This window comes from Bacillus sp. HU-1818, assembly GCF_022695965.1.
Classification (GTDB): Bacteria; Bacillota; Bacilli; order Bacillales; family Bacillaceae; genus Bacillus; species Bacillus atrophaeus.
This window is the reverse complement of sequence record NZ_JAAPBE010000012.1, coordinates 1-13,280: the sequence shown is the minus strand read 5'-3', so window position 1 is coordinate 13,280 and position 13,280 is coordinate 1. Positions and strand designations below refer to the sequence as shown.

The window sequence follows — 13,280 nt, the reverse complement described above, 5'->3', positions numbered from 1 at the left end:
GGATCTGTTTTGTTGAATTCAGAAACAATTTGCCGTGTTTTGCTTTCATTTAGCAATGGAATCTGTGAAGCGCGTATATCGGGGTCAGCGATAACAGATGCAATCATTTGCTGCATATACCCTTCGATCTCTTCCATCATGCTGGTGTCATACAAATCCGTATGAAAATTGATCCGTACATATAAAGAGGCTCCCGGAATGACTTTTATACTGCACCCGTAGTTGGTTTCCTCAGTCATCGAAAAGTCCTCCACCGAAAAATCAAACGCCCCGGTCTGGTTCAATCCCTCAATTTCCTGCTGTGTCGGCACATTTTCAAATACGATAATATGATCAATCAGTTCCTGCTTGAGTGTGCTTTGCGCTTGAATATCATACAAAGGAAAATAACTATAAGCTTCTGCTTTCAGTAACTCCTTTTGCATATGCCTGACCAGATCCGAGAAGGAAAGAGCTCCGCTTTGAACGCGAACGGGAACTGTATTGATAAAAAGTCCGACCATGCCCTCCACGTCTGCAAGCTCCGTTGGTCTGCCGGAAATTACAGAACCGAACACAGAATCGCCACTGTTATTGAATCGTTGCAGCATCAGTCCCCACAACGCTTGAAAAACCGTGCTCAGCGTCGCCCCGGAAGCTGTTGCAATTTGCTGTAATCCAGCGGTTTGGTGTTCCGAGATTGTAAATACAGCCTGCTGTAATTTTCCATCTAATGTTTGAACGCTTTTTCTTGGCAAGGATGAGGTCTTTTCAATATTTTGAAGCCGCTCTTTCCAAAACTTTGCCGCCTCTTCGCGGTCTTGCCGCATCAGCCACTTGATATATTTTCCGTACGGCTGAACCGGAGGAAGGTAAGGATGGCGCTCTTCGCCCAGGGCCTGATACATGTGGAGAAAATCTTTAATGACAATGCCGAGGCACCATCCGTCCATCAAAATATGGTGATGGCTCCAAATACAGACATAGCGCTCAGGTGCCGATTTTAGAATGGATACCCTCATAAGGACATCTGTTTGCAGATCAAAGCCTTTGGACTTATCTTGTTGCCGGAAGGTTTCGATATATTTCTCTTCATCTGACTTATTAAGATGGGAAATATCCTCAAACTGAACGCGGCATGGACGGCTTTTGAGCACGACTTGCCTAGGCTTAGTTACATTTTTGTGAATGAAAGTTGTACGAAAGATGTCATATCGGCCAACAATGGCATCCATACTTTTTTGGAATCGTTCCAAGTCTAGCCTTCCGTTGATGGTAAAGGATGCCTGTTCAAAATAGGCTCTTGATTGTTCATCCAACAGCGAATGAAAAAGCATGCCCTCCTGCATAAATGACAGGGGATAAATATCCTGAATTTCGGATTGTTGCGACATGTAGCGCCTCTCCTTTTTCTATAATTTATTGACGGCTCCCATAATTTCACTGAGGTCTTCTAGCGTTAACTCCTCATCACTGAAATCAGCAGCACTCCATTCGCGGTTTTCTTTAGCCGCACAGTGCCTTATGATGTCTTCGAGAATACGTTTAAAATGTCCGGCGAATGTTTGGATCGTCTGCGCCTCATATTGATAACGGTTATAGACAATGTGCATTTTCAGACATCCTGACGAAACGGCGCCGCTAATATCAAGAATATAAGGGCGCTCCCAATCCGGGCTTATCTCGTCTCCTGTTTGAACCGGAGAAACTTCAAACGAATTCATTTGTATATCTTGATCAAACTGGCCTAAATAGTTAAAACTGATTTCAGGGCTGTTTGAAATATTCCCTGCCTCATTCCAAATACCGCTTACGTATTTTAGAACTCCGTAGCCGACGCCTTTATGAGGGATGCGGCGCATCATGTCTTTCGTACGTTTAATATGGTAGCCCAGCCGCTCTTTTTCATCGGTATGTTCAGAAACATCCATATCAAGCAAAACCGGATAAATCGAAGTGAACCACCCGACTGTTCGGCTTAGATCAATGCTATCAAGGTATGATTCCCTGCCGTGTCCTTCCATGCTGATTTTCAGATGATCATAGCCTGTCCATTCCTGTAAGGAAAGCCCTAAAGCGGCAAGCAGGATATCATTGGTATCAGTGGTGTAAGCCTTGTTGACGGATGTTAACAGCTTCTCTGTGTCCTGTCTGGAAAGCTCGAAATCAATTACATTGGTATCTTTGAGCTTATTAGATGACACGGCATAATCTTTAGGAAGGCGTTCAACATGCTGTTTTTCACGCTCTGTCCAGTAATCTATTTCACGGAAAAGCCCGCGTGTGTCTGAAAAGGCAGCCAATTGATGGGCATAATCATGAAAAGAATCCGTTTTTTGCGGGAAAACGATTGGTTTTCCTGCCAGCGCTTGTTCATATCCAATCTCGAAATCTTCAAACAAAATTCGCCAAGATACACCATCGATAACGAGATGATGAATAGCGAGCAGCAAATGGTCTCCGTCTGAAGCACGGAACAAACCGGCATGAAGCAGAGGACCTGTTTCCAATTGAATGTTTTGCTGGATACGATCTGCGATCTCTGCAATCCGTCTCTTTTCCTCACTTGACAGACCGGCCGGATGATCAGTTGCTTTTGCATGAGCATCTCTTATATCAAACTGTTGAAAGAAATATAACTCTTCATCAGTGAGATCAATGCCTCGGTTAACCTGCACCGGCTTGCTCTCTATATTCCGGCAGACGATTCGTAATGCGTCATGGTGCTTTACCAAGCTTTTCAGAACTTTTCTGAGAGCACTGCTGTTAAATCGGTCAGCTCGATACAGCATGACGGACTGATTAAAATGGTGAACTGACGTCATTGACTGGGAAAAAAGCCAATGCTGAACAGGTGTCCAGGGCATTTCACCGCTAACAGGCGCTTGGTCGATCACACGTTCAATTTTACGGACACGCGCGGACAGCTCGCCCAATGTCTGATGCTCAAACAGTTCCCGCACCGTTGTTTCAAACCCGTGTTGCTTCAGCCTTGCACAGACTTGCAGCGCCTTAATTGAATCTCCGCCAAGTTCAAAGAAATTCGCGCTGACACCAAGCTGCTCAAGCCCCAGCAGTTCCTCCCAAATCTCAGCCATCACCTTTTCAGTGTCATTTCTCGGTAAAATATCATCAGATATATGGGTGCCCGCATCTGGTTCAGGGAGCGCCTTCTGATCAAGCTTCCCGTTACTTGTGAGCGGCATGCTGTCAAGCTGCATGAATCGGGCCGGTATCATATAATCTGGTAAAACGGCTTTCAGAGAGGCGCGGATTTTTGATTGCTTCAGTTTGCGATCTGCCTCTGAGACCAGATAAGCATAAATGGTATGCTGTCCTTGTCCATCAAGCCTTGTAATTACAGCCGCTTCTTTAATCAGTGGATGCTCGAGAAGAGCCGCATTAATTTCACCGAGTTCTATACGGTGCCCTCTGACTTTCACCTGGTCATCTATCCGACCCGCATATTCAAGCTCGTCATTCGGCAGCCGCTTGGCGATGTCTCCCGTGCGGTACAGCCTGTCGCCAGGCACATAGGGATTCGGAATAAATCTTGCCGCAGTCAGCTCTTCCCTGTTTACATATCCCTTCGCTACTCCAGCGCCGCCAACATACAGCTCGCCGGGGACCCCTATCGGCTGAAAATTCATATAATCGTCCAATACATATGCTGTAAGGGTTGCGAGCGGTTTCCCGATATTGCTTTTATTCGCTGCGATATCTGTATCGGCCAGCTTTTTATACGTCACATGGACAGTCGTTTCGGTAATGCCGTACATATTAATCAAGTCTGTCTCAGGATATTTGCCTTTCCAACTGCGCAGCATTCCGGGCTGTAATGCCTCCCCCCCGAAAATGACGTAACGGACGCTTAATGCATCGGCATGAGATTGTTCTTCATGCATGAGACTGTAAAAAGCCGTCGGCGTCTGATTCAGGACGGTTACCCTTTCTTCTTTCAGCAGCAGCCGATAAGCATTCGGGTCTCGGGCTATTTCTTTTGAAACCACAACTAATGTGCCGCCGTTTAAGAGTGCGCCAAACATTTCCCACACAGAAAAATCAAAGCAATATGAATGGAACAATGTCCACACATCCTGAGGACCAAAATCAAAAGGCAGTTCTTTAGGTTTCAATAAGCTGACTACATTGCGATGCTCGACTGCAACTCCCTTTGGCTGGCCGGTTGTACCTGATGTGTAGATGATATATGCAGGCTGTTCTGCGCGGACAGGCGGTTTTTGCACATCACTCGCTGGTTCGTTCTCAGCATCTTCTATATACAAAATTTCCCCTTGATAACCGTCAGGTCTCTTTTTCGCAGCATGGGTCAGCAAAATCTCTGCTCCGCTGTCATTAAGCATGAAACTGATACGTTCCTGAGGATAATCGGGATCAATCGGCAGGTAGGCTCCGCCCGCTTTCAGAATGGCAAGAATTCCGATCAGCATATCGGGTGAGCGTTCTGCCATCAAGCCGACAATTTGTTCAGAGCGTACTCCCTTTTTCATCAGCATAGCTGCTGCCCGTTCTGCTTGATCATTCAGCTCGCGGTAAGTCAGCCGGTGATCGTCCATCACCACTGCTATATGCTCCGGTGTTTCTTTTGCCCAATTTTCAAATAAATCCGGGAGACTTTTATTTCTCGGATAGTCAGATAAATGATGCATATTGTCCAGCAGCATACGTTGCTCTGAGCCTCCAAGCATCTGCATATCAGCCAGCTTCACGTCTGTATCGGCCGCTATACTTCTCACCAGTTCCTTGAAATGATTGGCCCAGCGCGCAACGGTTTCGTGCTCAAATAATGCGGTGCTGTACTCAAAGCAGCAGCGAATTCCTTCCTTGTTTTCCTCAGCGTGCAAGGTCAGATCGAATTTAGACGCCTTATGTGGCAGCTTGCGAGAAGATATTGCCAGTCCGGGCAATTCGAACTGAAAATCTTCACTGCTTTGAAGCACCAGCATCGCATCGAAAAGCGGATTGCGATTCAATTCTCTCTGAGTTCCGAGCTTGTTTGTGAGCTCCTCAAAAGGATAATCCTGATGTTCATATGCGGTAAGGGCCACTTCTTTAATTTCTTGCAAATAAGATCTGAAAGACTTTTCTCCTTCAGGCTGGCTCCGCATCGCAAGGGTATTCACAAACAGTCCGATGACCGGCTCCAAATCGGCATGCCGTCTTCCGGCAACAGGTGAACCGACAACAATATCCTTTTGTCCGCTTAGCTTAGAAAGCAGAATCGAATAGGCAGCAAGAAGAACCATATACAACGTACAGCCCGTTTCAGACATGATACGATGTAGCCGTTCTGCAGTCTCGCGATCAATTTCTGCTTCAAATGTCCCGCCGCTGAAATCAGGCAGAAGCGGACGGTTTTTATCAAGCGGCAGTTCTAATACAGGCAGGCCGCTGAGCTGTTTCAGCCAGTAATCTTCCTGTTTGCTGAATAACTGCCGGGCAAACTGCTCTTTTTGCCAGACTGCAAAATCCTTGTACTGCAACTTTAATGGATGAAGCGTCTTGCCGCAGTACAGGTCTGTGAATTCTTGGATAAGTGTGCTCATAGAGACACCGTCAGCAGCAATGTGATGCATATCCAGCAACAGATAATGATGATCATTTTCTAAAACGATTAAGCATGCTCTAAGCAACGGTGCGTTTGTCAAAACAAACGGCTGTATAAATGACTGCATCGTCTGTTTTAGCTGGCTTTTTGATTCAATCTGAAGCTCGGTAAACTCCGGTGTCAGTCTTACATGGACTTGCTGCATCGGCTCACCATTGTGTATGACAAACGAAGTACGGAGTGATTCATGCCTGTTCACAAGTTCCGTGACAGCCTGTTTCAGCCGCTGGCGATCGAGCTTTCCGTGCAGTTCCAGCGCTGCCGGCATATTGTATCCCGTACCGTTTTCCTCCAGTTGATGAAGGGTATACATCCTTTTCTGTGAAAAAGACAGCGGGTACAGTTCTCTTGATTGCGCTGGAGCAATTGTTGTAAATGTTTGTTCTTTTAAGCTTTCGATTTTAGCTGCCATGCTTTCTACTGTCGGATATATAAACACTTCGCTGAGCGGCAGCTGGATATTCAGCTTTTTATGTATTCTTGATACAAGTGTGGCGGCTTTTAATGACTGCCCGCCTAAGTGGAAGAAATCATCGCGTATGCCGATCTGCTTCTTATTCAGCACGTTTTTCCAAATCGCGGTTAATTCAGATTCAATAATCGTGCGAGGCGGTTCATACGTATGAGCTGAGTCCGCCATGTTCATCGGTTCCGGCAGAGCTGAGCGGTCCAGTTTTCCGCTTGAAGTTAACGGCATCTTGTTTATTTTTGTAATACTCGCCGGGATCATATAAGCCGGTAATTTCCCAGCAAGATGAAGATGTACGTCTGGAAGCCCGTCTCCCTTTTGCGGAACGATATAAGCAAAAAGTTCCCGTTCGTCTGAAGAGGTTTCACGTGCTACGATCGCCGCTTCTTTTACTCCCGGTATGTTTCGGAGAACTGCTTCTACTTCTCCCAATTCAATCCGGTAGCCTCTAATTTTCACTTGGTCATCAAAACGCCCGATATATTCTAATGTTCCGTCCGGCAGCCAGCGCGCCGCATCTCCCGTCCGGTATAGACGTTCTCCTTCTCGAAATGGATGTGATATAAATGCTTTTTGCGACAATTCAGTCTGTTTATAGTAGCCTTGCGCCAAACCTGCGCCTCCGATACAAAGTTCACCCGATGCGCCTATCGGCTGCAATTGGTTACCCATTAAAATACACACTTCGGTATTGGCAACCGGACGCCCGATCGTAATACATGATTCCTGATTCAGATGACGAAGCACGGTCGTCGCAACACTGTTTTCTGTCGGCCCGTATTCGTTTGCTAATTCTGTGTGCGGACAAATTTCCCGGCTGCCTTCAAGTAAATCTGCGGTGACCGGCTCCCCGGCAAATGTCACAACGCGAAGGGTCTTGGCTTCTTCTTTTTCTAAAACTTCCAGCAAAACCCGATGCAGTGAAGGCACAATCAGCAGATGAGTGACCCGATGTTTGGCTATGGTTTTCTTAATTGCGAGTACATCTTTCGCATCATCGTCATTTGTCAAAATCACACAGGCACCTGATAAAAGCGGAGTGAACAAGCTCGTCACGCAGCCGTCAAAGACATACGAAAACAGGTGCAGCGCGGTATCTTGACCGCTCATGCCGTACTCTTCCCGTCTCCATTGCAATGTATTTGCAATTCCGCGGTGGTCCACAAGAACTCCTTTAGGCCGTCCGGTCGTTCCTGAAGTGTAGATGAGATAGGCCAGCTTTCCGGCATGTATTGACGTTGGAAGCGGATCGGTTTTATGTGATAAGGCTTCCTCTGTTGTCACAGTGTCTCCGGCATAATCCGAAGGCACAGTCGAAATGAGTTCATCCTCTGTCAGCAGCAAAGAGGTCTCGCTGTCATCTAACAGAAAAGACAGCCGTTCAGTCGGATAGCCGGGATCTAGAGGCATATATGCACTTCCCGCTTTCCAAATCCCGAGCAGAGCCGCTGCCATTTCCTTTGACCGTCGCATCATGACGGCCACGATGCTGCCAGGTTTTGCTCCCTTTTCCTTAAGCACACGCGCCATCTGGTTCGCCCTTTCGTCTAATTGGCGATATGTCCAGTGCGTATCGTCCAGCACAAGAGCTGTCGCTTCAGGAGTCTCGGCGGCCTGGTCTTCAAATAATTCGTAAACCGTTTTTTCCGGATAAGATCTGTCCGTCTTGTTAAATGTATGAATGAGCATTTGTTCCTCGACAGGTATAATATCAATGTTCTCGACTGCAATATCCGGATCAGACAGGATGCAATCCAGCGCTTTTTTCAAGTGGCCCTGAATTCGAAGCATATCTTCCCGCTTATACACGGAAGCATTGTAGCTGAATTTTATATAAAAGTTATCTCCAGGCACAATCACGACATTAAGGTCATAATTGGTTTCTTCTGACATTGAAAAATCCCCAAGCTTCAATGCGTTTTCTTCTTGGTCCTGCCAAGCGCCGACTGCCTTTTGTATTTGGACAGGGTAATTTTCAAACACAAGAATGTGATTGAGTAAGCCCTGCTTTAGAGGGCTTCGATTCTGAATCTCATAGAGAGGATAATAACCATGGTTTTCAGATGCTAATGTGTCCTTTTGCACTTCTTTGACAAGAGAAGAAAATGATATCCCTCCGTGCGCGCGCACCCGAACGGGAATGGTGTTAATAAACAGACCGACCATTGATTCTATTCCGTCAATCGTTGAAGGGCGGCCGGAAATGACAGAGCCGAACACGGCGTCATCCGTTGCGTTGTATCTATGCAGCATGACTCCCCATATACTCATAAATAGGGTGTTTAAAGTCACTCCCAAGCTCCGGGATAAGGCTGTGAGTTTTTCAACGGCTGATGGATCAAGAGAGAAATGAATCTGTTCCGATACGTACACACCGTCCTTACTCCTGTTGTTCGTAAGCGGAATGGAAGCTGTCTGGCCGTAATCACTCAGGTAGCCGTCCCAGTACACCCCCGTTTCTTCCTTGTCCTGTTCGCCGAGCCATCCAATATATCTGCTGTAGGGAACCGTACTGCTCAGCTGTACAGGGTCGCTGTTTTTAAGAGAGTAATAGATATGAAAGAATTCTTTCAGAACAATGCCCAGACACCAGCCGTCCATGATGATGTGGTGATGTGTCCATACACAAGTATGCCTGTTTTCACCCATATCAAAAAGAGTAAGCCGCATGAGCGGGTCTTTTTGCAAATCAAATCCTTTTTCTCTGTCCTTCTTCTTATATTCTTCAATGAAAATGTGCTGTTCTTTTATCTTCATGCCAGAAATGTCTTCTTTTTTTACAGTCAGTTCACGGCTTGTCAGAACAACTTGCTGCGGGCCGGAGAGGTCAGGAACCTCCTTAATAAAAATCGTTCTGAAAATATCATACCGAGAAACCAGCAGATTCAAGCTTTTTTGAAATGAGTCTATACATAGATTTCCGTTAATGGTGAACGATGTCTGCTCCACATAAGCTTTCGAGTCACCATGGAGCAATGAATGAAACAGCATACCTTCCTGCATATACGATAAAGGGTAAATGTCTTGAATCCCTGTAGCTTGCGTCATCTCACACACACCTTTTTTCAAAGTTAAAGATCTTTTACAAGATTTGCGATGCTTGATAGTGCTGCTGATGTCATTTCTTTGTTGCTGAAATCGCTCAGCGTTTTTTCACGTTCCTTTTTTCCCGAACAATGTTCAATGGCACTGATGATATGCTTTCGAAAGCTCTCCATGAAGAGTTCAATGGTTCTATGATGAAACACCTGAGTGTACACTGCTTTCACTTGTAGCTGTCCGCCGATTATCATGGCATTGATGTCCAACGCATACTCTCTGTACCGCTCGCCGGCTATTTCATAACGCGGCTGGTAAGAGGACATTCGAAGCGTCTTTGAATCCTCTATATCGTTAAACTGTCCGAGATAATTGAAACTGACCTCTGGTTCTCTGTTCCAGTCTTCATTTTCTGTCATGTATTCTAATAGTCCATAGCCGGTTCCTTGATTCGGCACTCTTCTCAGCATGTCCTTTGTCGCTTTGATTCGGCTGGCGAGCTTATCGTCTGAATGATTTGCGTCCATGTTAAGAAGGACAGGATAGACAGAAGTAAACCAGCCCACCGTTCGTGAAATATCAATATCGGAAACGTGTCCTTCCCTGCCGTGTCCTTCAGTGCTGATTACAATTTGTTCGTTTCCTGTCCACTCCGCCAATGCCATGCCCAATCCAGTCAGTAAAAGTTCATTTACATCTGTGCCATAGGCTTGCTGAGTTTCAAATAGCAGCTTACTGGTCCAATCGCCTGAAAGTATAAATGATGCTGTACAGGAATTTTTTTGCAGTCCTTCTGAAGCATTAGGCTGGTCTTTGGGCAAAACAGCCGTTTGTGCATTTATAACACTTTCCCAATAAGGCTTTTCCTGCAATAATTTTCTGCTTTCCGCTGATTGCACAAGAGCGTTTGCGTAAGAGAGATACGAATCACTTTTGGGAGGCAATTTAATCTCTCTTCCTTCCAACGCATGCTGATAAGCTGCTGTAAGGTCCTCCAGCAAAATCCGCCAAGAAACGCCATCTACAACAAGATGATGGATAGCGATAAGAAGGTGATCACCATTCGCCGTTTTGAACAATCCCGCTTGGAGCAAAGGCCCTTGTTCAAGCCGCATTGCTTTTTGAATACGGGCTTCTTCTGTTGCAATTTGTTCTTCTGCTTGGATAAGAGCTTGCGGTTCTTTAGTCCAATCTGTGATATGAAGATGATACAGTTCATCATCCTGAAGGCCGGTCCCACGGTTATGCTGAATGATACGCCCTGCCTGATCTTTTGTAAAAACCATGCGAAGCGCATCGTGATGCACTGCCAAGCGGCGAAGTGCTTGACGGAGAGCGTCGTCTCTATACCCTATCTCATTGAATAACACGACTGTCTGATTGTAATGGTGCCGAAACGCATCCGGCTGACTGAAAAATCTTCGCTGTATTGGCGTAAGAACAGCTTTTCCTTCAACAGGTCCCTGATCGGCTACAGAAACGACCGGTGTAATATGATCTGTCAGCTTCTGAATGGTTGGAAATTGAAATAAGTCTGAAATCGTCATCTTCCAGCCTTCTGCAGCAAGCCTGGCTGATACTTGCAGCGCCTTAATGGAATCTCCGCCAAGATCGAAAAAGGAATCATGGATGCCGACGCGCGAAATACTAAGCACATCCTCCCAAATGCCGGCCATCATTGTTTGCTTGTCGGTGCATGGAGCGGTATAAGTCTGTCGCAAGCCTTCGTTCGGAACAGGCAATGCCTTTCTGTCCACTTTGCCGTTAGGCGTCAGCGGTATTTTATCCAGAGCTATAATATGAGATGGAACCATATATGCAGGTAATTCCTTCGCCAGAGCGTCACGGAGAGCTGACGTATCAACATCCGAAGGCACTATATATGCCGCTAGATAAGTCTGCCCCTGGGTATCCTTTTGGACTGCCGCTGCAGCCTCTTTGACAATGCCCGTCTGAAGCAGTACACTTTCAATTTCTCCCGCTTCAATTCTGTAGCCCTTGATTTTCACCTGGTTGTCCATACGGCCGAGGAAACGCACAGTGCCATCAGGAAGCCAGCATGCCTGATCTCCTGTTCTGTATATTTTTTCATCAGGTATAAATGGATGTTCAGTGAATTTGGCTTCCGTCAATTCAGGTTTACCGTGATACCCTTTCGCCACGCCGGCTCCGCCGATACAAAGTTCTCCGGCAACACCAATCGGCTGTATTTGATCGTAATTGCTGAGTACGTACATGTGGACATTTGGCAGCGGTACGCCGATTGGTACATATTCTTCGTTCACAGCGGCACCCATATTAACTTCATAGTAACTGGAATCAATGGTGGCTTCTGTCACGCCATAGCTATTGATCAAACGCATCTGTTTGCCAAAACGCCGTGAGAGCGTTTTGAAGTCTTGGGCTTTGATAGTATCTGAACCAAGAACAAGCAAGCGTAAATCTGGCAGCGAAAGATTGCTGCGATATACATAATCCATAAAAGGAACCATGAGAGCCGGTGTTGATTCCATTAATGTAATACGCTGCTGAATCAATAATGCGTACAGCTCAGCAGGCTCCAGCCGGACTTCATCCGGACAAATCACAAGAGTGCCCCCGTTTAATAAAGTTCGTGCCAAGTCACCCGAGAAGACATCAAATGAAAAGCTTGCCATTTGAAGCAGCCTGACAGGGATACGCTCCAATTGGTAGATCTCATGCCAGGCAAGAGCGGCATGAGTAAAGCTTCGATTCTTTATTACAACTCCTTTTGGGGTTCCTGTTGTCCCGGACGTGTATATGATATATGCTGCATCTTCCGGCCCAGCCGCTGGAATCAGATTGGACGCATCCGAATCGTACAGATACTCATCGTCTAGATAAAAAATTTGTGAAACGCCAGTACCGGTCAAATCTGCAATCAGGTGTTTGAGATCCTGCTGAACGAGAAGCGTGACTGCCCCGCTATCCTGAAGAAGGTTCCTGATTCTTCCTTCGGGATAATGAGTATCAATCGGAATATAGGTGCCGCCGGATTTCAGAACCGCCAGAATACTGACCACTGCATCAATTGATCGATTTGCCAAAATAGCAACCGTGTAATTTGGGCCCGCTCCCTTTCTTCTCAGTGTTCTGGCCAGACGGTTTGCCCGTTCGTTAAGCTGATGGTAGCTTATTTGTTTTTCTCCCTCGATAACAGCGATGTGTTGCGGTGTTTCCACTGTCTTAGCTTCGAATATATGATGAAACAAATCTGCACTTTGGGAAAATTCAATTTGTGTGTCATTGAACCCCTCTGCAATCATCCGTTTTTCTTGTTCTTCCAATATTTCAAGCCGTGCGAGGACTGTATCGGGACGGGTCGTCACAGACCGCAGAAGTTCGATCAAATGAGAGCTCCACCGTTCCACCGTGTCTTTTAAGAAAACATCTGTGCTGAATTCCATTTCACATTGTATTTGCCCGCCTGATTCTACGGCCGACAAAGTCAGATCAAACACGGAGATCGAATGAATCAAGCTGTTGCGTCTGACTTCTATTTCTGGCAGATGTATGTCGTGTTGTTCCATGTTTTGAAGAATAAACATCGCATCAAACAACGGGTTGCGGCTCATGTCTCTCTGAACGCCTAGTTTTTCGACAGATTCTTCAAACGGATAATCCTGATGTTCATAAGCCTCCAGCGCTGTCTGACGGACTTCCTGCAAATAGTCTGTGAAACCCTTTCCGCCCTCCGGGCGTGTCCGAAGCGCCAACGTGTTCACGAACATGCCGAGTACGGGTTCAAGGTCTTCATGCGGACGGCCGGCGATCGGCGACCCGACCACAATCTCCTCTTGCCCGCTGAGACGTGACAATAGAGCTGAGTAGGCCGCAAGAAGCACCATATACAGGGTGCTTCCGTTTTCCCGCGCGAGGCGGTTCAGGCCGGACGTGACTTCTTCGTCCAGAGTAAATGAGATCTTGTCACCGGCGAAGCTTCGCACCGCCGGGCGGGGCTTGTCCGCCGGCAGTTCAAGCACAGGCAGCTCGCCTCCGAGCTGCTTCAGCCAATAAGATTCCTGCTTCTGATATGTGTCGCCTTTTTTGAAGTCCTGCTGCCACACGGCGTAATCTTTGTATTGGATGCGCAGCGGTTCAAGCTTCCGCCCGGCGTACAATTCTCCAAATTCCCGAATGAGC

3 protein-coding genes are annotated in these 13,280 nt (G+C 46.6%); all 3 read right to left on the bottom strand.

What is annotated here, in order from left to right; translation table 11 throughout:
* On the bottom strand, positions 1–1,373 hold a 1,373-nt coding region (locus tag GXP75_RS21260; RefSeq protein ID WP_242557807.1), incomplete at its 3' end, for a condensation domain-containing protein.
* Between the two features lie 18 nt (positions 1,374–1,391).
* Entirely contained in the window at positions 1,392–9,125 is a 7,734-nt protein-coding gene (locus GXP75_RS21255) for a non-ribosomal peptide synthetase (protein WP_242557806.1), read from the bottom strand.
* Positions 9,126–9,148: 23 nt separating this feature from the next.
* Positions 9,149–13,280 (bottom strand): amino acid adenylation domain-containing protein (locus GXP75_RS21250; RefSeq protein WP_242557805.1); only part of this gene is annotated, 4,132 nt, incomplete at its 5' end.

What these genes read in the sequence shown, in the direction of transcription:
- GXP75_RS21255 (WP_242557806.1), bottom strand. Translation starts at nt 9,125, where the DNA reads ATGACGCAAGCTACAGGGATTCAAGACATTTACCCTTTATCGTATATG.